We start from the raw sequence: 23283 nt of genomic DNA on the forward strand, positions 1-23283 counted from the left end.
GGCACCACGCCTTCCCATCCCGAACAGGACCGTGAAACAAGGCAGCGCCGATGATACTGAGGAACACTCCTCGGGAAAGTAGGTCATCGTCAGACTCAACCCAACAACCCAAACCAGTCAAACCCAAACACCAAACGCCCATCCCAAAAGATGGGCGTTTGACGTTTACGCTTCGTGGGCCGGAAAGCCTTCGCGTATAATTCATCGCAGTTTTGTTGTGAGGTGCTGCTCCCTATTTGGGTCGGTGGCGTTTCTTTTTTCCTCTCCGCTTTCGTGCGAAAATCCTTGCATTGGAGCGCGAAGCAGAGAGTCATGGGCTCTTTACGGTTCGATTACGACATCATCGTTCATGGTGGGGGTTTGGCCGGTTCATCACTGGCGTTGGCGCTGGGGCGCGCGGGCTGGCGCGTCTTGTCGATCGAACCCAACCCGCCAACGCCGGAACCGATTCAAGATCCCGACCAGTGGCAAACGCGTATTTACGCGTTTGCGCCTCGTCCTTGGGGTTGGTTGGCCGGGCTACAGGTTTTTGTTCCCGAGCAAAGGTTCCAGCCCGTGACCCGCATGGTGGTGAAGGGCGACGCAGCGGGGCGAATCGTCTTTGCTGCAGACGAGGTCCCGCTTCCCTATCTGGCGGTTATCGCCGAAGCAGAAACGGTGCGCACCGCACTTTGGACGGCGCTCCATGCGTGCGCGACGGTCGATTGCGTGACCGAAGCAGCGGCCTCATTGCGCGCTTGTGCCGTGGATTGGGAGGGGGTGACCGTCGAAGGGCACGATGGCCGGAATTGGCGGGCGCGTTTGCTGGTTGGTGCCGAAGGTCGGCGCTCGTGGGTGCGGCACGTAGCAGGCATTCGCGCCGAGATCCATCCCTATCACCATCACGCGGTGGTGGCCAATTTCGAAACCGAAAAGGGGCACGACCAAACGGCGTTTCAGTGGTTCCGCGAGGATGGGGTTTTGGCTTATCTGCCACTGCCCGGGAATCGGGTTTCGATCGTTTGGTCTACGTCCCCATCGCATGCCGAGGCACTGCTGGCGATGGATGCCGCAACGTTGGCCGCGGCGGTTGCCGATGCCGGGGAACGGATGTTGGGGCGGCTTACGGTGCGCACGCCCCCCCAAGCGTTTCCGCTATCCTTGTTACGGTGTGAGCGCGTCGTGGGGAAACGCACCGTGGTGATCGGCGACGCCGCGCATGGCATTCATCCGCTTTCCGGGCACGGGATCAATCTGGGGTTCAACGACGCGGCCGAACTGGCGGCCTTGTTGGGGTCGGCCGAAAGTGGGAAAGATCCCGGGGATCCGGTATTATTGGCGCGGTATGAGCGGCGGCGTTTCGAAGAGCCGTTTTTGCTCCAGACGGTGACCGATGCATTAGCAAAAGGCTTTGCGTGGGAAGAGCCGCGGTTGCGATGGATGCGCAATTTCGGGATGTCGTTGGTGGATCATCTGCCGTTTGTGAAAAGGCGGTTGATCCGTTACGCGACATTGGCGCGGTGGTGACGGGGATGGCCAAGATGACGGGGGTAATGCGTATGGCGAAAAGCGGTGGAGTGATGAAAAGGTCCCTTGTGTTGGGGCTGGTCTGCTTTGGGTTACATGCAACTGCATTTGCCGAAACGGCAGAGGAAGCGAAGGTACGCAAATCGATCGATGCCCTATTGGGTAGCGATGCGGTGCGCTCGGTTCGCGCGGCGCCAATGCCTGGGCTCTATGAGGTCGTGCTCACCAGCGGTGAGCTCGTTTATACCAATCGCGAGGTCAGCCACATCGTCGTGGGTTCGATCATTGACGCGAAAACCCGGACGAATCTCACCGAGAAGCGGTTGGACGAATTGTCCCGCATCGACTTTTCCACCTTGCCGCTCAAAGACGCGATCGTGATCAAAAAGGGCGATGGGTCGCGCGTCTTTGCTTCGTTCGAAGACCCCAACTGCGGCTTTTGTAAGCGCCTGGCGAAAACGCTGCAAGAAGTGGACAATACCACGCAGTATCTCTTTCTCTACCCCATTCTGGGGCCCGACTCAGAAGACAAGGCAAAGCGCATCCTCTGTTCCGACGATCCGGCCAAGACGTGGCAAAGCTGGATGGTCGAAGGGAAAACCCCGCCAGCAGTGCCGCCATCGTGCGATACCAGCGTGATCGAGCGCAACGTGGCGTTGGGGCGGCAATTGGGAATCGGCGGCACGCCTACGCTCTTTTTGCGGGATGGTTCCCGAATCGGTGGTTTTTTGCCCGCCGAAAAACTGGAAGAGCGGCTGCGCGCGGTTCGTTGAGCGAGGGCTATTCATGCTCTTGATGATCGACAATTACGACAGCTTCACTTGGAACCTCGTCCAATATTTCGGCGAGTTGGGGGTTTTCGTCAAAGTGGTGCGCAACGACGAAATCACCGTTTCTGAGATCGCGGCGTTGCAGCCTGCCTATCTGGTGATTTCGCCAGGGCCCTGCTCGCCAGCGCAAGCGGGGGTGAGTGTTGCGGCGATTCGCGCGTTTGCTGGCAAAATCCCGATCCTGGGGGTTTGTTTGGGGCACCAAGCCATTGCCGAAGCGTTCGGCGGCCGCGTGGTGCATGCAAAACGCATCATGCATGGGAAGACCGCGCCGGTCTATCACGAAGGGGTCGGCGTCTTTGCGGGGTTGCCCAACCCGGTGGTATGCACCCGCTACCACTCGTTGGCGGTATCGCGCGAAGACTTGCCCTCTGAACTCGAGGTGACGGCGTGGACCGAGGATGGCGAGATCATGGGGTTGCGCCATCGCACGCTGGCGGTGGAAGGGGTGCAGTTCCATCCGGAATCGATTTTGACCCAGCATGGTCATGCGATGCTCCGAAATTTCTTGGTTCAACACGCGCCACGTGCCGATGTAGCGTGAGCGGTGAGGGGAGGGCTGGCGATGATCACGCCGCAGCAGGCGTTGCAACGTTTGATCGAACACCGTGAGATTTTTCACGATGAAATGCTTTCGCTCATGCGCCAGATCATGGCCGGAGAGGTTTCGCCGGTGATGACCGCGGCGATTCTGACCGGGCTGCGGGTCAAGAAAGAGACGATCGGCGAAATTGCGGCGGCAGCGCAAGTGATGCGCGAGCTGGCGACACGGGTGGTGGTGCCGGGGCCGCACGACCATCTGCTCGACGTCGTGGGGACGGGTGGCGATGGGGCGCATACCTTCAACATCTCCACGACCACAGCGTTTGTTGCGGCTGCTGGCGGGGCGAAAGTAGCGAAGCACGGCAACCGCTCCGTTTCGTCGAAATCGGGCAGCGCCGACGTGCTCGAAGCGCTCGGCGCACGCGTCGACCTCTCCCCTGAAGCCGTGGCCCAATGTATCGCCGAAACCGGCGTCGGCTTCATGTTCGCGCCGCTCCACCATTTGGCGATGAAGCATGTGATGCCAGTTCGGAAAGAGATGGGGGTACGCACGATTTTCAATATCCTCGGCCCCCTCACCAACCCAGCCGGTGCGCCCAATAGCCTCTTGGGGGTCTTCCATCCCGACCTGGTTGGGATTTGTGTGCGGGTGATGGAGCGGCTGGGTGCGCGCCACGTCGTGGTCGTCCATGGTCTCGACGGGCTCGATGAGGTGACGCTCGGTGCCGAAACCTTGATGGGCGAACTCAAGGATGGCAAGATTCGTGAATATCGCATCCACCCCGAGGATTTCGGTTTGGCGATGGCGTCAAGCCGCCACTTCCAAGTGGACGACGCGATGACGTCGGCGGCGATCGTGCGTCAGGTGTTGGCAAATGAGCCGGGGCCGGCGCGCGATATCGTCGTATTCAACGCGGGGGTTGCCCTCTATGCGGCGAATCGCGTCGAGTCGATCGCGCAAGGGGTCGAATTGGCACGGGAACTGATCGCCAATGGCGCCGCGCGTGCCAGGCTGGAGGCGTTCGTCCAGGCGACGAACCGCTTGGCGGATGGCGCACAAAAAGGGCAACCGTGAGCGAACCGGTCGTGGCGACTGCGGCCGCGGCGATGTGAGCGAGAGGGGACGCGAGTGGGGGGAGCCATTCCCGATATTCTGGCGGCGATCCTGACAACCAAAAAAGAAGAGGTGGCGGCGGGGCGTGCGCGGCAACCCGATGCGGTGATGCGTGCCGCAGCGGAAAGGCGTTTGCACTCCGACCCACCGCGCGGCTTTGCCCAGGCGTTGCAGCGTAAGCGCGCTGCGGGTCTTCCGGGGGTCATTGCCGAGGTGAAGCGTGCAAGCCCTTCGAAAGGGGTTTTGCGCGATCCGTTCGATCCGGTGGCGATCGCAAAAAGTTACGAAGCGGCGGGGGCTGCGTGTCTGTCGGTGTTGACCGATCTCCGCTATTTTCAAGGGAGCAACGCCTTTCTGCAAGCCGCGCGTGCGGCCGTTTCGCTTCCCGTGTTGCGCAAAGATTTCCTGATCGACCCGTGGCAAGTTTGGGAAGCAGCGGCGATCGGCGCTGATGCGATTTTGTTGATCGTCGCAGCGCTCGACGATGCGCGTCTGCGGGATCTGGCGGCGCTTGCGATGGAGTTGGGGCTTGACGTTCTGGTCGAAGTCCACGACCCAGAAGAGTTCGAGCGGGCGTTGATGCTGCCGACGCCGCTCATCGGGGTCAACAACCGCAATCTACGGACCTTTGACGTTTCGCTCGAAACGACGTTGTCTCTATTGCCGCGCTACCCGGCCGATCGTTTGCCGATTGCCGAATCGGGGATCTTGACGCGCGCCGATGTCGAACGGCTCTGGAGGGCAGGTGTTCCCGCTTTTCTCGTCGGCGAAGCGTTTATGCGTGCGCCCGAACCCGGAGCGGCACTGAGCGCGCTCTTTGCGTCGGTGGGATTGGCGTCCCAGCAATCGGAGGCGTGATGACGACGGAGGAAGCCACTGCCGCGGTGTCCGTTTCCCCGCAGTGGCTCGCTCTACGTCTGGGCGAGCATTTTCCCGAATTGGCGCCGGAAGCCGTTCGTTGGGACGGTGAAACCGCGGCGCGCCTCTCTGCGCTGTGGCACGCGCGGTATGGGAACCAGGAGGATGCGACCGCAACGGTGGCTGGCGCCTGGGTGGTCGCCGTTGCCTGGGCCGTGGGGTGTGCGTTAGATGGGGCGTTTTGGACGCTCTGGTTACCCAAGGTGGTCGCTGAGGCGCAGCAGCACGACGGCGCAGTTACCGGCGAAGCGGCGGCAGCGCTGGCACTGCACCTTGCCGGAGACGGTGTTTGGCCGCTTGACGCGCGCGTCGAATGTGTGATGGCGCTCATGGCGCTTCGAAGCCTCACGGTTCGGTTGCTGCCGGATGCCGGAGAGACCGCTGCGCTTGCGCCTGGCGATCCTGCGCCACTTCCCGATTGGGGTATCGCGATCGCGCCAACCGTGCAGTTGGTTCGTCGAGGTAAGCGGGAGGGAGAAGGCGCGACGCGCTACTGGCTCGATTTCTCTGCATTGGGGCGTCAAATCGATCGCTTGGTCAAACGTTGGTTACAAGCGCCCCACCAAACCCAACCGCAGCAGCTCATCTGGTTGCTGCTCGCGCTCATGGAGCGACTCGGTCTTGGGGGGCGGCGAGCCCGCCGGCAACCCTGCCAGTGCGACGCCAAAGTGGTGGTGGGGTGGGAAGCGATCGCAGCATTGGCAAGTGGTGCCCCTGTGGCTTGGCAAGGGGCTGAGATCGTCGAGCTTTCCGATTGGGTTTTGGGCGCGCGGCTTCGCTTCGCGACACCGGTTTCGGTGCGGGACGGGGAAATCGTCGCAGTGCGATTCACACGAGAGCACCTGAGTGACCCCGCTGCAACCCATTGGTGGTTGGGGGTAGTCCGCTGGCAACGAAGCGCGGCAACTCTGTCAATCGTAGGGCTTCAGATGCTTGCCCCAATCGAGTCGGCAACCACAATCCTTTCCCTTGCGCCCGAAGAGAAGCGCGGGACGCGACTTGGTGGGATCGTGTTGAAACGGTGGTTGCCCTATTTTCCGCAACCAGCGCTTGCGCTTCGTCGGTTAGAGCGGTTGTCGGGTGGCTGGTGGTTGGTCCGCGAATCGGATCCTTTTCGGGTGCGGGTCGAGCGGTTTCAACCGGGGCGTATCCGTTTGGTGACGCCGCATGTAACGGTTGCCGAAATCTGGCCGAAGGAGGCGTAATGGCGCGGCGCTGGGCGGCGATGGCGACGCTGCTGGCATTCTTGCTTGCGGTTTGGGCAGTCGCCTGGGAAAGCGTGGTCGCCCCGATCCGGCCGGGTGGCTCTTGGCTGGTGCTCAAAGCGGTGCCGTTGGCGCTGCTGCTACCCGGACTCTGGCGTGGGCGGCTACGGACCTACCAGTGGGCGGCGCTTTGGTGTAGCTTCTATCTCTTGGAAGGGAGCGCACGCCTCTTCGATCCTGCGCCCGTTCGCTGGCTGGCAGTCGGAGAGGCGGCGCTTGCGTTGCTCCTTTTTGCGGCGGTGGTCCGCTATGTGCGGTTTTTCCCCCGCCGCCAACGGCACGCTTCACCTACACCTGAGGACTGATGCGGGCGCGGTTCGCCAACAATTTGTTGAGTGCGTTCAAGTAGGCTTTGACCGAAGCGACGATGATGTCGGTGTCTGCCCCTTGGCCGTTTACGATCCGCCCCTCTTTGCTGAGCCGGACGGTGACTTCTCCTTGCGCGTCGCTACCCTGAGTGATCGCGTTTACCGAATAGAGGAGCAATTCGGCGTTACTCTGGACCAGTTTCTCGATGGCTTTGAACGCAGCGTCCACGGGGCCTGAGCCCTCGTTTTCCACGGTGTGTTCTTCGCCGTCGATTGCAATCACCAAGCGCGCTTTCGGGGTCTCTCCCGTTTCGCTGTGAAAGCAACTGGAGACGAGACGGTAACGTTCGACTTCGTGACCGCCGGAAACGCCTTCGTCGCTCATCAACGCGATCAGGTCTTCGTCGAAGATCTCGTGCTTCTTGTCGGCCAGCTCCTTGAAGCGGGCAAACGCTTGATTGAGCTGCTCTTCGCTGTCGAACGTGATGCCGAGTTCAGCCAACCGGGTTTTGAAGGCGTTGCGCCCCGAGTGTTTGCCGAGCACGATCTTGTTGGTAGCCCAGCCGACCTCTTCGGCGCGCATGATTTCGTAGGTTTCGCGGTGTTTCAAGACGCCGTCCTGGTGGATGCCCGATTCGTGCGCGAATGCGTTCGCGCCAACGATCGCTTTGTTGGGTTGGACCGGAAAACCCGTGATTTGTGAGACCAGTTTCGACGCGGGGACGATTTGGCGGGTGTCGATGCGCGTATCGCACGGGAAGACGTCTTGTCGGGTGCGCACCGCCATCACGATCTCTTCAAGCGCTGCGTTGCCCGCCCGCTCTCCGAGACCGTTGATGGTGCACTCCACCTGACGGGCGCCAGCGAGCACCGCAGCCAAGGAGTTTGCGACTGCCAGGCCAAGGTCGTTGTGGCAGTGCACCGACCAGATCACCTTGTCGGAGTTGGGGATGCGTTCGATGAGCGTGCGAATTCGTTCTCCGAACTGGTGGGGCAACGCGTAACCGACGGTATCGGGAACGTTGATCGTGGTCGCGCCCGCGTCGATCACGGCTTCGAAGATACGGCAAAGAAAGTCGATCTCGGAGCGGCCGGCGTCTTCGGCGGAGAATTCGACGTCATCGGTATAGCGTCGCGCCCAACCGATCGCTTTCACCGCCTGCTCGAGCACCTGATCCGGAGACATGCGGAGCTTTTTCTCCATGTGGATCGGGCTGGTGGCGATGAAGGTATGGATGCGCTTACGTTCTGCGGGTGCGATCGCTTCGCCGGCCGCAGCGATATCCTTTTCGTTGGCACGTGCCAAGGAACAGACCGTGCTCTCTTTGATCGCTTGCGCGACCGCCTGCACGGCGGCGAAATCACCGGGGCTTGCTGCGGCGAAGCCCGCTTCGATCACATCGACGCGCAACCGTTCGAGTTGTTTCGCAATTCGGACCTTCTCCTCTTGCGTCATCGAAGCGCCAGGACTCTGCTCGCCGTCGCGCAACGTGGTGTCGAAAATGATCAAGGACTCTTTCATGGCTTCCTCGCAAAAATGACGGTTATAGGGTCTCCTTCCCGCAGGGCGAAGGGATGGGAATAAATGAAGGGAGTGTGGGTGTATTCGTCAGCGCGCAAGGCGCAGCAGAGGACCGAGCAGAAGTCCTGCCCGAAGGAGAATGTTTCGCGTGCGCGAAGGAATCGATGCACAAGCCATGGCGTAAATCTACCCACCTTTTTCGTTTTTGGCAAGGGGGTGTCTCTTTTTCCACCAGCGCCACAGCGCAAGCAAGTAACCGCTCAGCGCGTAAGCAAGCGTCAATGCGAAGAGTACGCCGGGGGGGTAAAACGAGATGAACGCAAACACCAACGCCAGCCCGGCTGCGGCCAGGAACGGAACGGAGCGGCGCAGATCGATCGATTTCCCGCTCCAGAACAGAATGTTACTGACCATGCTGAGGCCCGCGAACAGGGTGATCACGCCACACCAAACTGCGGTGGTGGTGGGGTTCCAGGCAAGGTCGTGCGCCAGCCAGACGAAGCTTGCGACGAGCGCCGCGGCGGCGGGGCTTGGAAGCCCTTGAAAGTAGTTCTTGCCGATGACCGTTTGATTGACGTTGAAGCGCGCTAAGCGCAGCGCCGCCGCTGCGCAGTAGACGAACGCGAGGATCCACCCCGGTTTGCCCAAGGAGTTGAGCGCGGTGGCCAGCGCCAGGACGGCCGGAGCGACCCCGAACGAGACCATGTCGGAAAGCGAATCGTATTCCGCGCCGAACGCGCTTTGGGTGTGGGTCAGCCGCGCCAGGCGACCGTCAAGCCCGTCGAAGAGAATCGCGATGAAGATCGCGATCGCCGCTGCAGCGAGATCCCCATGCCACGACTGGACCACCGAATAGAAGCCGAAAAAGAGCGCGGCGGTGGTCATCAAGTTGGGCAGGAGGTAGATCGCCCGCCGCGGGTGATTCGGAGTCTCCTCGTCCGGTATCTCGTCGACTGGGTTGGTCATGGTTTTTCGGGTGCTTCCGGCAAAAGGGCGAGAATGGTCGAAGTGGCTTTCACCTTCTCCCCAATGGTGACACAGACCTGGCTTTCCGGTGGCAGGTAGAGGTCGACGCGCGAACCAAAGCGAATGAAGCCATACCGTTCGCCTCGGGCCAGATGTTGGCCAGGTTCCACGGTGCAGAGGATGCGGCGGGCGATGAGGCCGGCGACTTGCACGCAGGTGAGCTCGTGGCCTTCGTCGGTTTTGAAGTGCAGCGCGTTGCGTTCGTTTTCGACGCTGGCTTTGTCGAGCGCTGCGTTGAGAAATTTGCCGGGGTGGTACCAGCGGTTGATCACCGTTCCGTCCACGGGGCTGCGGTTCGAATGGACGTTGAAGACGTTCATGAAGACGCTCACTTTGAGTGCCGGGCATTCGCGCCACGGGTCGGTGGTTGCTTCGATCGCGACGATGCGGCCATCGGCGGGGGAGAGGACGGCGTGCGGCGTATCGGGGATGGGACGCGCCGGGTCACGGAAGAATTGCACGACGAAGAGAAAAAGCGCCCAAAAGGGGAGTGATCCGGCTCCCCACCACGCGGTGGTGGCGAGCGCCACCACACCCGTAAGGGCGATGAAGGGCCAACCTTCGCGCGCTAAGATGGGGTGGGGATAGGGTTTTGGTGCCATGGCAATAGGTCTTGGGAATAATCTGTGCTATTTTACTCGGAAAGTGTTCGAGAGGAGAGAGTGAGATGCGCCGAGGGATTCGCGGAGGGATCGCAGTTGGCCTGTTCGTTACGGCTGCGTTGGCACAGGCCGCTGGTGGAGCTGCCTGGGGCTACCACGGTACGCTTGGGCCCGAGCGGTGGGGGAAGCTCTCCAAAGAGTATCTGCTGTGCGAAACGGGGAAGAATCAGTCGCCGATCGACATCGACCGCGTACGGGTGTTGCGTACCGACCTGCGTCCGATCCAGTTCCAATACGACCTACCATTGCCTTTGACGGTGGTTGATAACGGTCATACGATCGTCTTACCGGTGCCAGAAGGCAAATGGACCCTGAGTGCAGAGGGGGAAACCTTTTCGTTGATCAACGTTCATTTCCACTCGCCCAGCGAACATACCGACAACGGCAACCGCTATCCGCTCGAAGCCCATTTCGTGCATCGCAACGCCAAAGGGGCGCTTGCGGTGGTCGGGGTTTGGTTCCAAAGTGGCGAAGAAAATCCGGTGTTGACGCAGATTCTCCGCTGGGCGCCCGAACCGCCTGCACCTCGCGCCCAGTCTCGGGAGGCGCAGCCGAAAGGGCATCAGGAGCGCAAACGGGTCAGTAACGAAACGGTTGATCTGCGCGCGTTGCTGCCGCGCAGCGAAGGGTTTTTCCGCTACAACGGCTCCTTGACGACGCCGCCGTGCTCCGAAGGGGTGCGGTGGTACGTGATGCAAGAGCCCCTTACGGCGAGCGAGGCGCAGTTGCAGCGCTTGCGCGCGCTTCTCAACGAAAACGCGCGCCCGGTGCAACCGCTCAACGCCCGCCGGGTTCTGGAGTGACGCGATACGGGGTCACATCCCTTGGTAGATCGGACCCTCGCCCCCTTGAGGGGTCACCCAGTTGATGTTCTGGGTGGGGTCCTTGATGTCGCACGTCTTGCAGTGAACGCAGTTCTGCGCGTTGATCTGTAAGCGCGGCTGGCCGTCCGTTTCGACGATTTCATAGACACCCGCGGGGCAGTAACGGGTTTCCGGTGACGCATAGACGTTGAAATTGACGGCGATCGCCTTCTCTGGTTCACGCAGTTGCAAATGGCACGGCTGATCTTCGTCGTGGTTGGTATTGGAGAGGAAGACCGACGAGAGGCGATCGAAGGTGATCTTGCCGTCGGGTTTGGGATAGGCGATCGGTTGAAACGTGCTTGCCGGTTTGAGCGCTTCGTGGTCGGCTTGTGCGTGGTGTAGGGTCCACGGCGCTTTGCCTCGGAACACCATCTGGTCGATCCCAAAGAGCAGCGACCCAAGGTAAAGACCTTTGTGCATCAGGGGTTTGAAATTGCGGGCGCGATACAGCTCTTCCTTCATCCAGCTGGTTTCGAAAGCGGTTGGGTAGGCGGTGAGTTCGTCGTGCGCGCGCCCAGCTGCGAGCGCGTCGGCGGTGGCTTCGGCTGCGAGCATCCCCGACTTGATCGCGGTGTGGAGCCCTTTGATGCGCGACGCGTTGAGAAAGCCCGCGTCGTCTCCGATAAGCGCGCCGCCTGGGAAGACCAGTTTCGGGAGCGACTGGATTCCGCCTGCGGTCAATGCCCGCGCTCCGTACGCGAGGCGTTCCCCGCCTTCGAGCATCGGTCGAATCGCGGGGTGGGTCTTGAAACGCTGGAACTCTTCGAACGGAGAGAGGTACGGGTTCTGGTAGTCGAGACCGACGACGAAGCCGATCGCGACCAGATCCTCTTCCAGGTGGTAGCAGAACGACCCACCGTAGGTGTGGGGGTCGAGCGGCCAGCCCGCGGTGTGCATCACGAGGCCCGCTTGGTGTTGCTCTTTGGGAATGCGCCAGAGCTCTTTGATCCCGATGCCATATTTCTGCGGGTCTTTCCCATCGCGGAGCCGGTAATGGGCTTCGAGTTGCTTGCCGAGATGCCCGCGGCACCCCTCGGCAAAGAGGGTATAACGGGCCATGATCGCGATTCCCGGTTGGTAGTTGGGCCCTGGGGTTCCGTCTTTCTGGACCCCCATGTCGCCGGTAACCACCCCGATCACACGGTCGTTGTCGTCGAAAAGCATCTCAGCCGCGGCAAAGCCAGGGAAGATCTCGACGCCGAGCGCTTCGGCTTGTTCGCCCAGCCATTTGACCAAAAACCCGGCGCGAACGATGGTGTTGCCGTGGTTTTGAAAGCACACGGGCAGGAGAAAATTGGGGGTTTTGAACGCACGCTGCTCGGTGAGGAACAAGAAGCGATCTTCGGTGACGGGCGTCCCGATGGGGGCGCCGCGTTCGCGGTAATCGGGAATGAGTTCCGCAAGCGCGCGGGCGTCGAATACCGCGCCCGAAAGAGTGTGCGCGCCGACTTCGGCCCCCTTTTCCAGCACGCAGATCGACCAATCCTCGCCGCGTTCGTTCGCGAGCTGCTTCAGCCGGATCGCCGCGGCAAGCCCAGCAGGGCCCGCGCCGACGATGACGACGTCGAACTCCATCGTTTCGCGTTCCATCTTTACGCTCCTTACGCTACAATTCTTTCCATACGCTAGCGTATGTTGGCAAAAAAGCGTTCGAATGACAAGGGGGTAATCGACAATGAGCGAGGTAACTGCGCCCCAAGCGGGGGGTGGCCACAACCCGGAAGCCGCGGTGCGGCGGTTGGCGTGGGTGTCGCGTATCCCGGTTCGTTGGGGGGATATGGATGCCTACGGGCACGTCAATAATACGGTCTATTTCCGCTTCTACGAGCAGGCGCGGGTCGAATGGCTGGAACAGATCGGTTATCGCGTCCATCCCGAGGCCGAAGGGGCGCCGGTGATCATCAACGCCGAATGCACCTTTTTGCGTCCCGTGACCTACCCGGCGACGGTGGAGGTCAAGCTCTTTTTGGGGGAACCGGGGCGTTCGAGTGTGATGACGTGGTATGAATTGCGTTGTGTGGGTGAGGATCACCTCTACGCCACGGGGTATGCCAAGATTGTTTGGTTCAATCCCCGCACCGGCCAATCGGTACCGATTCCCGATGCGTTGCGGGAAAAATTGCTCCATCCAGAATAAGATCACGTTCGTTCCTAAACCAAAGGAGGGAAAATTCATGAACAAAGATGCAACCATGCTTTGGGCGCCAAGCCCGGAACGGGTGCAACACGCGCAGATCACGGCGTTTGCGCATCGTGCCGAGCGTCGCTGGGGCGTGAATCTGCCCGATTATCGTGCGCTGCACCAGTGGAGCATCGAGCACCCCGAAGCGTTCTGGGCGCAAGTATGGGACGATTGTGGGGTGATCGGCACACGGGGCGACGTGATCTTCGTCGAAGGGGCGGAGATGACGGCTGCGCAGTGGTTTCCGGAAGCGCGGCTCAATTTCGCGGAAAATTTGCTGCGTCGCCGCGACGATACCCCCGCCCTCATCTTTTGGGGCGAAGACAAACTGACGCTGCGCTTTACTTGGGCGGAACTCTATCAGGCGGTTGCGCAGTGTGCCGCGGCGTTGGCAGAAGCTGGGGTCGGGCGTGGGGACCGGGTAGCCGCGTATATGCCGAACCACCCCCATACAGTGGTGGCGATGCTCGCTGCGACGAGCCTTGGCGCGATCTTCACCTCGGCGTCGCCCGATTTCGGCGTTCAGGGGGTGCTCGACCGTTTTGGTCAGACCGAACCCAAGGTGCTCTTCACCGTCGACGGCTATTGGTACCACGGCAAAGCGGTCGACATTCGCGCCAAAGTGGCCGAGGTGGCCAGGCAACTTCCCAGTGTCGAACGGGTGGTAGTAACCCCCTACCTGAGTGTTTCCGGGGGGTTGCCTGCGGCCGGGTTCAACGAAGCGCTGTCGACGATACCCCGCGCCGTTTCGTGGGCGAATTGGTTGGCGCCACACGCGGCGGTGCGTGAGCTCGCGTTCGTCCGGTTGCCGTTCGACCATCCGCTTTACATTTTGTACTCTTCGGGCACCACGGGTGTGCCCAAATGTATCGTCCATCGCGCTGGGGGCGTATTGCTGCAGCACCTGAAAGAGCACCGGTTGCATACCGACGTTCGCTCCGGTGACCGCCTCTTCTACTTCACCACCTGCGGCTGGATGATGTGGAACTGGTTGGTGAGCGGCTTGGCGAGCGAAGCGACGTTGCTGCTTTATGACGGCTCGCCCTTTGCGCGCGAAGGGCGGATCCTCTTCGATCTGGCCGACGCCGAAGGGATGACCCATTTCGGCACGTCGGCGAAGTTCTTGGATGCCGCGGCGAAGCAGGGGCTTGCACCGATCGAGACCCATTCGCTTGCGCTGCTGCGCACGGTGTTGTCTACCGGGAGCCCGCTAGCGCCAGAAGGGTTCGATTACGTCTATGAACGCATCAAAACCGATGTCTGCCTCAGTTCAATTTCGGGCGGCACCGATATCTGCTCCTGTTTTGTGCTGGGGAACCCAACGCTTCCGGTCTATCGCGGCGAGATCCAGTGCAAGGGGCTCGGGATGGCGGTCGCGGTGTTCGACGAACAGGGCAAACCCGTGGTCGGAGCGAAAGGGGAGCTGGTGTGCACTCGGCCGTTTCCGGCGATGCCGCTTGGGTTTTGGCACGACCGCGACGGCAAGCGCTATCGTGCGGCCTATTTCGAACGGTTCCCGGGGGTCTGGACCCACGGCGATTACGCCGAAGAGACGCCGCGTGGCGGTTTCATCATCTACGGGCGGTCGGACGCGACGCTCAATCCGGGTGGGGTGCGGATCGGCACCGCGGAGATCTACCGCCAAGTCGAAAAACTCGACGAAGTGGTCGAATCGTTGGTGATCGGCCAGCGGTGGGGCAACGACGAGCGGGTGGTGCTCTTTGTGCGGTTGCGTGATGGCTTGAGCTTGGACGACGCGCTCATCCAGAAAATCAAAGAGACCATTCGCACCAACACCACCCCACGCCATGTGCCGGCAAAGGTGGTTCAGGTGCCCGATATTCCCCGTACCAAAAGCGGCAAGATCGTCGAGCTTGCGGTTCGTCAGGTGGTGCATGGCGAAGCGGTGAAGAATGTCGAAGCGCTCGCCAACCCCGAAGCGCTCGAATACTTCCGGAATCGACCGGAGCTCGCTACCTGAGTTTCGGGTAGAATAGCGCTTTTCGCGAGCGTCTATTCGCTATGACCAAGTATGTTTTCGTCACCGGCGGCGTCGTCTCCTCACTGGGTAAGGGGATCGCCGCCGCGTCACTTGGCGCGATTTTGGAATCGCGCGGCATTCGTGTCACCCATCTCAAGCTCGACCCGTACATCAACGTCGACCCTGGCACGATGAGCCCGTTCCAGCACGGCGAGGTTTTCGTCACCGAAGACGGTGCGGAGACCGACCTCGACCTGGGGCACTACGAGCGCTTCACAAGCGCCAAGATGAGCCGGCGGAACAACTTTACCACCGGGCAAATTTACGAGTCGGTGATCCGCAAGGAGCGCCGCGGGGAGTACTTGGGCAAGACGGTTCAGGTGATCCCGCATATTACCGATGAGATCAAGCTGTACATCCGCCGCGGCGCCGAAGGGGCCGATGTGGCGATCGTCGAAGTTGGGGGAACTGTCGGGGACATCGAGTCGCTTCCGTTTCTGGAGGCGATTCGCCAGATGGGGCAAGAGCTCGGGCCGCAAGGGGCATGTTACATCCATTTGACGTTGCTGCCCTATATTCCGACGGCAGGTGAACTCAAAACCAAGCCGACGCAACACTCGGTGAAAGAGTTGCGGGAGATCGGCATTCAGCCCGATATCCTCTTGTGCCGTGCGGACCGCGAAATCCCAGAAGCGGAGCGGCGTAAAATCGCGCTCTTCTGTAACGTCCGTCCCGAAGCGGTGATCGAGGCGCGCGACGCCGATACCATCTACCGCATTCCGTTGTTGCTCCACGAGCAGATGCTCGACGAGATCGTCTGCCACAAACTCGGAATTTTGGCACGTCCTGCCAATCTGCGCATCTGGAAAGAGATCGTGGAAGCGCTCAACCATCCGCAGACGCAGATCGATTTGGGGTTCGTGGGGAAATATGTCGATCTCACCGAATCGTACAAATCGCTCATCGAAGCGCTCACCCATGCCGGTTTGAAAGCGCGCTGCCGGATCCACATCCACTATATCGATGCCGAAGATCTCGAAGCACCAGGTGGGGAAGCGATCCTGAAGCAGCTCGACGCGATCCTCGTCCCGGGTGGGTTTGGCCGGCGGGGCACCGAAGGCAAGATTCGCGCGATCCAATTCGCGCGCGAGCAGCAGATTCCGTATCTGGGCATTTGCTTGGGGATGCAGTTGGCGGTGGTCGAGTTTGCGCGCCACGTCGTGGGATGGCCAGACGCCCACTCGACCGAATTCGATCCCGAAACGGCGCATCCCGTAGTGGGGTTGATAACCGAATGGCAGGATCGCACGGGGCAGGTGATCCGCCGCAGTGCGGACGCCGATCTGGGCGGTACGATGCGGCTTGGTGGCCAGCCGTGTCGCGTGGCGCCGGGGACGCTGGCGCACGAGATCTACGGCAAAGATGAGATCGTCGAGCGCCATCGCCACCGCTATGAGGTCAATAACCGACTGTTGCCGGAATTGGAACAGCACGGACTCGTCGTTTCGGGCCGTGCGCCGGGTACGGACCTGTGTGAGATCGTCGAGTTGCCCCGTTCGGTCCACCCGTGGTTTTTGGGGTGCCAATTCCATCCCGAATTCACCTCGAATCCTCGTACCGGACATCCGCTCTTTTCGTCGTTCGTCGCTGCGGCGCTCGCGGCGCGGGAACGGGCAGGACGTCCGGTTTTGCTCCCCAAGGAGGCGTGATGGGTGCGGCCGTGCCGGGAAAAAAAGAGGGGCGATGATGAAACTCTGTGGCTTCGAGGTGGGGCTGGATCGCCCCTTTTTCCTGATTGCCGGGCCGTGCGTGATCGAGTCGCGGCAAATGGCGCTCGAAACCGCTTCGGCGATCAAGGCGATCACCGATCGCCTGGGGGTTCCGTTCATCTATAAATCGAGTTACGACAAGGCGAACCGCACCTCGGTCGCGTCGTTTCGTGGTCTGGGTATGGCCAAAGGGCTCGAGATCCTAGCCGAAGTGCGCGAGACCGTCGGCGTTCCCGTGCTCACCGACGTCCATACGGAGCGTGAGGTCGTGCCGGTTGCCGAAGTGGTCGACGTGTTGCAAACGCCCGCATTCCTCTGCCGCCAAACCGACTTCATTCAGGCGGTTGCCGCAAGCGGCAAGCCGGTGAACATCAAAAAAGGGCAATTCTTGGCCCCGGAGGATATGCGCCACGTTGTCGCGAAAGCCAAAGCGGCCAATGGCGGTGCCGATACGATCCTGGTCTGTGAGCGCGGCGTTTCGTTCGGATACCACAATTTGGTGGTCGATATGCGCGGCCTCGCGATCATGCGCGAGACCGGTTGCCCAGTGGTGTTCGACGCCACGCATTCGGTCCAACTGCCCGGCGGGGGAGACGGGCGGTCGAGCGGCCGCCGCGAGTTCGTCCCGGTTCTGGCGCGCGCTGCGATCGCTGCGGGGGTGGCCGGGCTCTTCATGGAGTGTCATCCCGACCCCGACAAGGCCCTTTCCGACGGGCCGAACGCTTGGCCCATTCCCCGGCTCGAGGCGTTGCTGTCGACGTTGGTCGAGCTCGATCGAGCAGTGAAACGCAGCCCCTTCCTCGAGAACGAGTGGTTACTTCGCTGAAAGGAGCCGAAGATGGCAAAAGGATATGTGGTTGTGGTGGCGCGCCGTGCCGACAATGAGGCGCTTGCGCGTTATCGCGAGCTCTCGGCGCAGGCGGTGGCCGAACACGGTGGGCGTTTCCTGGTGCGGGGTGGGCACTTCGAGGTGCTGGAAGGTACCTGGCAGCCGGTGCGCGTCGTCGTCGTCGAATTTCCCTCTTATGATGCGGCTAAAGCGTTTTACGATTCCGAAACCTATCGGCAAGCTCGAGCTGCGCGTGAGGGGGTTGCGGAGTATGACATGCTCGTCGTCGAAGGCCTGGCGTAAGGCGCGGTCGAAACGAATACAGAGTAAAGGAGTGAAACCATGGCAGCAATCGTAGATATCGTTGCCCGCGAGGTGCTCGACTCGCGCGGCAACCCCACGGTCGAAGCGGACGTGTTGCTCGAATCGGGCGTCCTTGGGCGTGCGGCGGTCCCTTCCGGGGCGTCGACCGGTTCTCGGGAAGCGCTCGAATTGCGTGATGGCGATCCCAACCGCTATTTGGGCAAAGGCGTGCTCAAAGCGGTTGAAAACGTCAACACCGAAATTTGCGAAGCCCTGTTGGGGCTCGACGCCGACGACCAGGCGCTCATCGACAAAACGATGATCGAGCTCGACGGCACCGAGGACAAATCGCGCTTGGGCGCGAACGCGATCCTGGCGGTGTCGCTCGCCGTGGCGAAGGCTGCGGCGGAAGAGGCGCGACTGCCGCTCTACCGCTACCTGGGCGGCAGCGGCCCCAAAGCGATGCCGGTACCGATGATGAACGTGATCAACGGCGGCGCGCACGCCAACAACAGCCTCGACATTCAAGAGTGCATGATCATGCCCGTGGGCGCGTCGACATTCCGTGACGCGTTGCGCTGCGGCGCCGAAGTGTTTCACCACTTGAAGAAAATCATCGACAAACGCGGCATGCCCACGACGGTGGGGGACGAAGGGGGTTTTGCGCCCAACGTGAAAAACACCGAAGAGGCGTTGAACCTGATTCTCGAAGCGGTTGCCGCGGCGGGGTATGAACCCGGGCGCGACGTGGTATTGGCGCTCGACTGCGCGAGTTCCGAGTTCTACCGCGACGGTCAATACGTGCTCGAAGGGGAGGGGCTCACGCTTACTTCGGAAGCGTTTGCCGACTACCTGGCGACCCTGGTGGACAAATTCCCGATCGTTTCGATCGAGGATGGTATGGCCGAAGGCGATTGGGCCGGGTGGAAGCTCTTGACCGAACGGTTGGGGCAGAAGGTGCAGTTGGTGGGCGATGATCTTTTCGTCACCAACACCAAAATCTTGGAAAAAGGAATCCAAGAGGGCGTCGCCAATTCGATCCTGATCAAGATCAATCAGATCGGGACGCTCACCGAAACCTTCGCTGCGGTGGAAATGGCGAAACGTGCTGGCTATACCGCAGTGGTTTCGCACCGTTCGGGCGAGACTGAAGATGCGACGATCGCCGATATCGCGGTCGGGTTGTCGACGATGCAGATCAAGACCGGTTCGCTCTCCCGTTCCGACCGGTTGGCGAAATACAACCAGCTGCTGCGCATCGAGGAGGATTTGGGCGATACGGCCCACTATCCCGGTATCGCCGCGTTCTATAACCTGCGCCGCCGCTGAGCGCTGTTGCGGCGTCGCTGCGCCCGGAGTGTCATGTGATGGTCACGGCGCTGCGGCGGTTGGCGATTTTTCTCCTCGTGCTCGGTTTGCAATACCAACTCTGGTTTGGCGAAGGGGGGATCGTCGCGCGGCAGCGTCTGGAAGCGAAAATGGCCGAGTTGCGCGCGCAGAACGCTGCGCTCGAAGCCCGCAACGAACGGCTGCGCGAGGTGATTCGGCAATTGGAAACGGGCGGCGAGGCGCTTGAAGAGACCGTTCGTCGCCAATACAACTGGATTCGCAGCGACGAGCTCCTCTTCATGGTGCCGGAGCCCGCCAGCCGCCCATGAAGGAAGGTGCTTACCGGTCAGTCGATGCGGCGCAGGAACCGGCGATAGCGTCGCGCGGCGTCGATGTAGTGCTGCGCGTTTTGGCGCAGTGCAGCAACCTCTTCGTCGCTCAACGTGCGCACCACACGGCCGGGTGAGCCCACGACCAGGCTGCGGTCGGGGATCACCTTGCGCTCGGGAATGAGCGCATTGGCGCCAATGATGCACTCTTTGCCGATCACCGCATGGTTGAGGATCACCGCGTTGATCCCGATCAAGGTGCCGTCACCGATCGTGCACCCGTGGAGCATCGCCATGTGGCCGACGGTGACATGGGCTCCGATCGTCAGCGGAACGCCTTCATCGTTGTGCAGGATCGCGCCGTCTTGGATGTTCGTACCCGCCCCGATCGTGATCGGTTCGTTGTCACCGCGAACCACCGCGTGGAACCAGATCGAGACGTCTGGGCCCAGCCGAACGTCACCGATCACTTCGGCGCTCTCGGCAATCCAGACGCCTTCCGATAAAATGGGTCTCTTGTCGTCGAGGGCAAAACAGGCCATTGTCACGCTCTCATTTTTTCTGAAACGCGCTTCATTATCCCATGAAACCGCGTTCGTGCTGAAAGTTGCGCATTATGCTTGCTTACCGTCATGCGTTTCATGCAGGAAATCCCGGTGACCTGCTCAAACATTGGGTGTTGAGCGAAGCGCTCGCGCTGCTCAACCAAAAAAAGAAGCCGTGGTGTGCGTTCGATACCCATGCCGGGGCAGGCGTCTATGCGTTGACGCAGCGCATTGGCGGGCGACTTCCGGAAGAGTGGCGCGACGGGGTCGGACGCTTTTGGGCGGCGCGGGCCGAGGCTCCGGCACCGTTTGCCACGTTTCGCTCCATTTTGACCGCGTTCAATCCCGATGGCGCACTGACGGTCTATCCTGGGTCGCCCGCGATCGCGCGCTTCTTGATGCGCGCCGATCTTCCCGATCGGCTCTATTGCTTCGAGCGCCATCCTACCGACGGCGAAGCGTTGCGGCAGCTCTTTGCGCGTGACCCCCGGGTGGCCGTTGCGCTTGCCGACGGGTGGCAAGCGGCGGTCAAACGGATGCCGCCCCCTGTGCGGCGCGGGATCGTTTTCGTCGATCCTTCGTACGAAGGGGCAAAGGACTATGGTGCCGTCGTGCCGTTCGTTCGTGAGGTGCGACGTCGCTTCCCGCAAGCGGTGGTAGTGGTCTGGTACCCATTGCTCAAGCGTTACGAAGTCCCGATCCTGGTGCGACGGTTGCGCAACGTGCTGCCGGAAGACCACCTGTGGGTGGAGCTGGCGGTCACGGCGCCACCGAAAAGCGGCTGGGGTATGTACGGAAGCGGGTTGGTGGTCTTGCAACCCCCTTATGGGCTACATGAGCGAATCCAGAAAGGGCTGGCTTGGTTGCACGGGCTCGTGGCGCAACCCAACGCCCCTGAACCACGGCTTGAGAGCCGAATGCGGTGAGAGCGGATCCGTTGCAGCAGAGTAGAGCATGATGGGATTGAAGCGGAATTGGGCTCAGCGTACGCTACCGCACATAGCGGTCTGGTTGGGTGGGGCGCTGCTTTGGTTGGCTGTCTATCTGGGGGTCGATCACGTTTATGCGGCGCTCGATCCCCGCTATCAGGTCAAGCCAGAAGGGTTGACGATTGCGCTGGCAGGCGTCTGGTTTGCGCTTGCGCTGGCATTACGCTCGGCGGCTGCCGCCTGGGCGGCAGCGCTCTTTTTCGCGGCGGCGCAGTGGGGGCAGTTCTTGCACTACCGCTATTACGGTGCGCCCATCGCGCCGCATGAGCCGGTGTTGCTTTTTACCGAATGGCGTGAAATCACGGTGGCGTTTTCCGGGCTGATCCACCATTTTTGGGATGCGCTGCTGCTGCCGCTTGCGCCACTTGTCGTCTTCGCCGCGGTGCAGCGGATCAACCGGCGGTTTGGCGTAGAGGGACGGTGGTGGCCAGGAATCCTCTTTTTGGCGTTGTGGTTGGTGTTGCCGCTCAAAGCGTACCGACAACCCGAAAACACGCAGGCATTCTATCCGCGTCCCTACGGTTATGCGCTCAAAAATGCTTGGTTGGTCACTGCGTACGCGATCGGAGCAACCGCGGCCCATCAGGGAACTGCAGCAATGGCGGCACCGGTCGTGAATGCCGAACCATATCGCGTGCGATCAGTCGGCAAGGGGGTCGATGGGGTGATCGTCTTGGTGATGGGGGAATCGACCAACCCCAGTATGATGAGCGCGTTTGGGTACCCACAGCCCACCACACCGTTTCTTTCGTCGCTGCGCGCGTGCTCGACCTGCATCGTCGTGATCGGGCAAGCGGCAGGGGTGGCCACCAAGGTGACCTTGCCGATGTTCTTCAACCTGCAGCGAGAACCGTGGCGCAACGACGTTCCGGTCGACGGCAAGAGTAATCTGATTGCGCTCGCCAAACAACACGGTTACCGTGTCGTGGTTGAATCGGCCCAGACCAACAACTTGTTTACGTTTACCCGGGCCGAGTTGGCCGACCATTTCTGTACCGTGGATCGATGCGATCCCAATCGTGCCGAAGCGGGGGTCGATCGCGTCTTACTCGAACGCATCGCCGCGGAACCATTTCGCGACAAAACCTTGTTGATCCTCCACACCCGCGTTGCGCATTCGGCGTACGACCGCTATCTGCCGCCAGGATGGCAACCGTTTCCCGTCGATACCTCGTCGCGCAGCGCTCAGATGCAGACGACCTACCGTAACGCTGTTGCCTGGTTCGACGAATTGGCACGGCAGATCGTTACTGCGGTACGAAGCAAAACGGACAAGCCGATTTGGTTCATCCTTACCGGTGACCACAACGAATTGCTGGGTGAAGGCGGCCGTTGGGGCCACGGGCAGCTTACCGCGCATGCTGGCGAAGTTCCCGTGGTGGTCGCCGCCTGGAATGGCGCCACGATCCCAGAACCTTGGCCATCACGGTTGCGTTGTCGGCCCACGCACTACGAATTGGGGCAGTTCGTCGCAGAGCTTTTGGGGTGGGAGGTGCACTCACCGGAGGAGTCGCCTCGGGTACTCTACACCAACGGTCCCGATCTCGGTGGGAAAGCAGGCTGGATCGAATTGACGCGTCGTATTGCGGAAGATGGCCGCTGCGACGTTGTCGAGCGTCTGGTGCCGCCGGGCCGGCACCCGTGAAAGGGGGAACGAACGGCGCAAATGACGCGGTTCGGGAACGCGCGCAAAAAGGCGTTATTCTTCCAGCACCAAGGGATCGGAGAAGACCAGCGTGCCATCTTTGCGCATCATCAAATTGTCTTGCGCGATGAGATCGGGCAACAGCCGGTACTGCTCGATAAAGCGCGCCAACGCGTCCAAGGCCTCAGTCAGTGTCTTGTCGAAAGGTGGTTGCGTTTGCACCATCTGCTGTAACGCGATTGCGCCCATTTTGCGGCTGAGTTCGCCCCACTGTTTGCACATTTCCCAATAGACGGCGGCCAAACGGCGCGCCAATTGGCCTGCTGGCGACTGTTCCGGCAGTGGGTAGAGTTTTTCCATTTCGAAGAGGTGCATCGGGTAGCCGAGCGACGAACGGCCGATGATACCGTGGTACGCATGGACGATAGGAAAATGAGGCCCTTGCGGGCGATCGTCCGCGGTGTAGTAGAGGTATTCGTCGGGATGGGTGACAATTTTGAACACGCGTTCAGGGCCCGCGTCGAGGACGATGCTGAAGCGACCTCGGCCGATTTCCCGTTTGCCGGAAAGGAGCGGGTGTTCCGGGACGGGGTCGGGGAGCTGCCCCTGTTCATGGCTTGGCGGCGCCAATTGGGGGTCACCGTTTGGGTGCGCCGCTTCCGGTTTTGTCGGTTGTTTCGCTTTCGGCGTCATGGTGCTCATCGCAACGGGAAGCTGTTTCGATCATCCCAGATTTTCCATTAGCCAGTTTTACGCGAAAATGGAGCAAGCGGTAGGCCGAGCCCCCCGGTGCTGGGGCAAGGACGGTTCTAATGGATACCA

General features: G+C 61.1%; 23 protein-coding genes and 1 rRNA gene. 18 read left to right on the forward strand and 6 right to left on the reverse strand.

Annotated elements, in window-relative coordinates; genetic code table 11:
• From rrf to KUL93_RS09930, 8 genes are all read left to right on the forward strand, one after another.
• Window positions 1-95: ribosomal RNA gene (gene rrf / locus KUL93_RS11830) — 5S ribosomal RNA — on the forward strand; the annotation flags it as partial.
• A gap of 217 nt (window positions 96-312) precedes the next feature.
• Window positions 313-1506 carry an FAD-dependent monooxygenase gene (locus KUL93_RS09900; RefSeq protein ID WP_217126888.1) on the forward strand — a complete coding sequence of 398 codons (1194 nt, stop codon included), beginning with the start codon at window positions 313-315 and terminating at the stop codon, window positions 1504-1506.
• 53 nt (window positions 1507-1559) lie between these two features.
• Window positions 1560-2279, forward strand: coding sequence for a DsbC family protein (locus KUL93_RS09905; protein ID WP_217126889.1), 720 nt, complete (start codon window positions 1560-1562; stop codon window positions 2277-2279).
• Window positions 2280-2292: 13 nt separating this feature from the next.
• Complete coding sequence (locus tag KUL93_RS09910; RefSeq protein ID WP_217126890.1) at window positions 2293-2880, forward strand: anthranilate synthase component II; 588 nt, start codon at window positions 2293-2295, stop codon at window positions 2878-2880.
• 21 nt (window positions 2881-2901) lie between these two features.
• A complete protein-coding gene (gene trpD, locus KUL93_RS09915; RefSeq protein ID WP_217126891.1) occupies window positions 2902-3954 on the forward strand; it encodes an anthranilate phosphoribosyltransferase in 1053 nt (350 codons plus the stop codon).
• Window positions 3955-4008: 54 nt separating this feature from the next.
• The gene (gene trpC / locus KUL93_RS09920; protein ID WP_217126892.1) at window positions 4009-4851 is read left to right on the forward strand and encodes an indole-3-glycerol phosphate synthase TrpC; all 843 of its coding nucleotides are present in this window, start codon (window positions 4009-4011) and stop codon (window positions 4849-4851) included.
• Window positions 4851-6116 carry a hypothetical protein gene (locus KUL93_RS09925; protein ID WP_217126893.1) on the forward strand — a complete coding sequence of 422 codons (1266 nt, stop codon included), beginning with the start codon at window positions 4851-4853 and terminating at the stop codon, window positions 6114-6116. The genes trpC and KUL93_RS09925 overlap by 1 nt, the downstream gene beginning before the upstream one ends.
• Window positions 6116-6481 carry a DUF2069 domain-containing protein gene (locus tag KUL93_RS09930; RefSeq protein WP_217126894.1) on the forward strand — a complete coding sequence of 122 codons (366 nt, stop codon included), beginning with the start codon at window positions 6116-6118 and terminating at the stop codon, window positions 6479-6481. Before KUL93_RS09925 ends, KUL93_RS09930 begins: the two co-directional genes overlap by 1 nt.
• Here the strand turns inward: KUL93_RS09930 and KUL93_RS09935 are convergent.
• From KUL93_RS09935 to KUL93_RS09945, 3 genes are all read right to left on the reverse strand, one after another.
• A complete protein-coding gene (locus tag KUL93_RS09935) occupies window positions 6465-8006 on the reverse strand; it encodes a 2-isopropylmalate synthase (protein WP_217126895.1) in 1542 nt (513 codons plus the stop codon). The genes KUL93_RS09930 and KUL93_RS09935 overlap by 17 nt on opposite strands.
• Window positions 8007-8192: 186 nt before the next feature.
• Window positions 8193-8972 (reverse strand): CDP-diacylglycerol--serine O-phosphatidyltransferase, encoded by a 780-nt coding sequence (gene pssA, locus KUL93_RS09940; protein ID WP_217126896.1) that lies wholly within the window; start codon window positions 8970-8972, stop codon window positions 8193-8195.
• Window positions 8969-9634 (reverse strand): phosphatidylserine decarboxylase, encoded by a 666-nt coding sequence (locus KUL93_RS09945; RefSeq protein ID WP_217126897.1) that lies wholly within the window; start codon window positions 9632-9634, stop codon window positions 8969-8971. Before KUL93_RS09945 ends, pssA begins: the two co-directional genes overlap by 4 nt.
• 65 nt (window positions 9635-9699) lie before the next feature.
• Between KUL93_RS09945 and KUL93_RS09950 the strand changes: the two genes are divergently transcribed.
• On the forward strand, window positions 9700-10497 hold the full coding sequence (locus tag KUL93_RS09950; protein ID WP_217126898.1) for a carbonic anhydrase: 798 nt from the start codon (window positions 9700-9702) through the stop codon (window positions 10495-10497).
• A gap of 12 nt (window positions 10498-10509) precedes the next feature.
• Here the strand turns inward: KUL93_RS09950 and KUL93_RS09955 are convergent, their stop codons facing one another.
• Complete coding sequence (locus KUL93_RS09955; protein WP_217126899.1) at window positions 10510-12150, reverse strand: electron transfer flavoprotein-ubiquinone oxidoreductase; 1641 nt, start codon at window positions 12148-12150, stop codon at window positions 10510-10512.
• 85 nt (window positions 12151-12235) lie between these two features.
• Here KUL93_RS09955 and KUL93_RS09960 point away from each other — a divergent pair, with 85 nt between their 5' ends.
• From KUL93_RS09960 to KUL93_RS09990, 7 genes are read left to right on the forward strand one after another with little or no spacing between them, the layout of a single operon-like run.
• Window positions 12236-12697 carry an acyl-CoA thioesterase gene (locus KUL93_RS09960; protein ID WP_217126900.1) on the forward strand — a complete coding sequence of 154 codons (462 nt, stop codon included), beginning with the start codon at window positions 12236-12238 and terminating at the stop codon, window positions 12695-12697.
• 37 nt (window positions 12698-12734) lie between these two features.
• Window positions 12735-14723: an acetoacetate--CoA ligase gene (locus KUL93_RS09965; RefSeq protein WP_217126901.1), complete on the forward strand. Its 1989-nt coding sequence runs from the start codon at window positions 12735-12737 to the stop codon at window positions 14721-14723.
• Window positions 14724-14764: 41 nt separating this feature from the next.
• On the forward strand, window positions 14765-16432 hold the full coding sequence (pyrG, locus tag KUL93_RS09970; RefSeq protein ID WP_217126902.1) for a CTP synthase: 1668 nt from the start codon (window positions 14765-14767) through the stop codon (window positions 16430-16432).
• Between the two features lie 37 nt (window positions 16433-16469).
• Window positions 16470-17318 carry a 3-deoxy-8-phosphooctulonate synthase gene (gene kdsA / locus KUL93_RS09975; protein WP_217126910.1) on the forward strand — a complete coding sequence of 283 codons (849 nt, stop codon included), beginning with the start codon at window positions 16470-16472 and terminating at the stop codon, window positions 17316-17318.
• A gap of 12 nt (window positions 17319-17330) precedes the next feature.
• Window positions 17331-17624 carry a DUF1330 domain-containing protein gene (locus KUL93_RS09980; RefSeq protein WP_217126903.1) on the forward strand — a complete coding sequence of 98 codons (294 nt, stop codon included), beginning with the start codon at window positions 17331-17333 and terminating at the stop codon, window positions 17622-17624.
• Between the two features lie 39 nt (window positions 17625-17663).
• Window positions 17664-18953: a phosphopyruvate hydratase gene (gene eno / locus KUL93_RS09985; protein WP_217126904.1), complete on the forward strand. Its 1290-nt coding sequence runs from the start codon at window positions 17664-17666 to the stop codon at window positions 18951-18953.
• A gap of 38 nt (window positions 18954-18991) precedes the next feature.
• On the forward strand, window positions 18992-19282 hold the full coding sequence (locus KUL93_RS09990; RefSeq protein ID WP_217126905.1) for an FtsB family cell division protein: 291 nt from the start codon (window positions 18992-18994) through the stop codon (window positions 19280-19282).
• A 17-nt stretch (window positions 19283-19299) separates the two neighbouring features.
• Here the strand turns inward: KUL93_RS09990 and KUL93_RS09995 are convergent, their stop codons facing one another.
• Window positions 19300-19824: a gamma carbonic anhydrase family protein gene (locus KUL93_RS09995; RefSeq protein WP_217126906.1), complete on the reverse strand. Its 525-nt coding sequence runs from the start codon at window positions 19822-19824 to the stop codon at window positions 19300-19302.
• A 74-nt stretch (window positions 19825-19898) separates the two neighbouring features.
• Here KUL93_RS09995 and KUL93_RS10000 point away from each other — a divergent pair, with 74 nt between their 5' ends.
• Both KUL93_RS10000 and KUL93_RS10005 read left to right on the forward strand, forming a co-directional pair.
• Complete coding sequence (locus tag KUL93_RS10000; RefSeq protein ID WP_249419418.1) at window positions 19899-20753, forward strand: 23S rRNA (adenine(2030)-N(6))-methyltransferase RlmJ; 855 nt, start codon at window positions 19899-19901, stop codon at window positions 20751-20753.
• Window positions 20754-20781: 28 nt separating this feature from the next.
• On the forward strand, window positions 20782-22461 hold the full coding sequence (locus KUL93_RS10005) for a sulfatase-like hydrolase/transferase (RefSeq protein ID WP_217126908.1): 1680 nt from the start codon (window positions 20782-20784) through the stop codon (window positions 22459-22461).
• Window positions 22462-22515: 54 nt separating this feature from the next.
• Here KUL93_RS10005 and KUL93_RS10010 read toward each other — a convergent pair whose 3' ends face one another.
• Window positions 22516-23154, reverse strand: coding sequence for a hypothetical protein (locus KUL93_RS10010; RefSeq protein WP_217126909.1), 639 nt, complete (start codon window positions 23152-23154; stop codon window positions 22516-22518).
• Between the last annotated feature and the right edge of the window lie 129 nt (window positions 23155-23283).

The sequence above is a fragment of the Hydrogenophilus thiooxidans genome (genome assembly GCF_019049855.1).
GTDB classification, from domain to species: domain Bacteria; phylum Pseudomonadota; class Gammaproteobacteria; order Burkholderiales; family Rhodocyclaceae; genus Hydrogenophilus; species Hydrogenophilus thiooxidans.

Excerpts from the sequence above, each read along its gene's own strand:
- KUL93_RS09990 (WP_217126905.1), top strand. The coding sequence starts at position 18,992 with ATGGTCACGGCGCTGCGGCGGTTGGCGATTTTTCTCCTCGTGCTCGGT.
- KUL93_RS09945 (WP_217126897.1), bottom strand. The coding sequence starts at position 9,634 with ATGGCACCAAAACCCTATCCCCACCCCATCTTAGCGCGCGAAGGTTGG.
- KUL93_RS10010 (WP_217126909.1), bottom strand. The coding sequence starts at position 23,154 with ATGACGCCGAAAGCGAAACAACCGACAAAACCGGAAGCGGCGCACCCA.
- trpD (WP_217126891.1), top strand. The coding sequence starts at position 2,902 with ATGATCACGCCGCAGCAGGCGTTGCAACGTTTGATCGAACACCGTGAG.
- KUL93_RS09955 (WP_217126899.1), bottom strand. The coding sequence starts at position 12,150 with ATGGAACGCGAAACGATGGAGTTCGACGTCGTCATCGTCGGCGCGGGC.
- KUL93_RS09995 (WP_217126906.1), bottom strand. The coding sequence starts at position 19,824 with ATGGCCTGTTTTGCCCTCGACGACAAGAGACCCATTTTATCGGAAGGC.
- KUL93_RS10005 (WP_217126908.1), top strand. The coding sequence starts at position 20,782 with ATGATGGGATTGAAGCGGAATTGGGCTCAGCGTACGCTACCGCACATA.
- KUL93_RS09950 (WP_217126898.1), top strand. The coding sequence starts at position 9,700 with ATGCGCCGAGGGATTCGCGGAGGGATCGCAGTTGGCCTGTTCGTTACG.
- KUL93_RS09980 (WP_217126903.1), top strand. The coding sequence starts at position 17,331 with ATGGCAAAAGGATATGTGGTTGTGGTGGCGCGCCGTGCCGACAATGAG.
- KUL93_RS09965 (WP_217126901.1), top strand. The coding sequence starts at position 12,735 with ATGAACAAAGATGCAACCATGCTTTGGGCGCCAAGCCCGGAACGGGTG.
- KUL93_RS09900 (WP_217126888.1), top strand. The coding sequence starts at position 313 with ATGGGCTCTTTACGGTTCGATTACGACATCATCGTTCATGGTGGGGGT.
- pyrG (WP_217126902.1), top strand. The coding sequence starts at position 14,765 with ATGACCAAGTATGTTTTCGTCACCGGCGGCGTCGTCTCCTCACTGGGT.
- KUL93_RS09960 (WP_217126900.1), top strand. The coding sequence starts at position 12,236 with ATGAGCGAGGTAACTGCGCCCCAAGCGGGGGGTGGCCACAACCCGGAA.
- KUL93_RS09925 (WP_217126893.1), top strand. The coding sequence starts at position 4,851 with ATGACGACGGAGGAAGCCACTGCCGCGGTGTCCGTTTCCCCGCAGTGG.
- KUL93_RS09910 (WP_217126890.1), top strand. The coding sequence starts at position 2,293 with ATGCTCTTGATGATCGACAATTACGACAGCTTCACTTGGAACCTCGTC.
- KUL93_RS09935 (WP_217126895.1), bottom strand. The coding sequence starts at position 8,006 with ATGAAAGAGTCCTTGATCATTTTCGACACCACGTTGCGCGACGGCGAG.
- eno (WP_217126904.1), top strand. The coding sequence starts at position 17,664 with ATGGCAGCAATCGTAGATATCGTTGCCCGCGAGGTGCTCGACTCGCGC.
- KUL93_RS10000 (WP_249419418.1), top strand. The coding sequence starts at position 19,899 with ATGCTTGCTTACCGTCATGCGTTTCATGCAGGAAATCCCGGTGACCTG.
- kdsA (WP_217126910.1), top strand. The coding sequence starts at position 16,470 with ATGAAACTCTGTGGCTTCGAGGTGGGGCTGGATCGCCCCTTTTTCCTG.
- pssA (WP_217126896.1), bottom strand. The coding sequence starts at position 8,972 with ATGACCAACCCAGTCGACGAGATACCGGACGAGGAGACTCCGAATCAC.
- KUL93_RS09905 (WP_217126889.1), top strand. The coding sequence starts at position 1,560 with ATGAAAAGGTCCCTTGTGTTGGGGCTGGTCTGCTTTGGGTTACATGCA.
- KUL93_RS09930 (WP_217126894.1), top strand. The coding sequence starts at position 6,116 with ATGGCGCGGCGCTGGGCGGCGATGGCGACGCTGCTGGCATTCTTGCTT.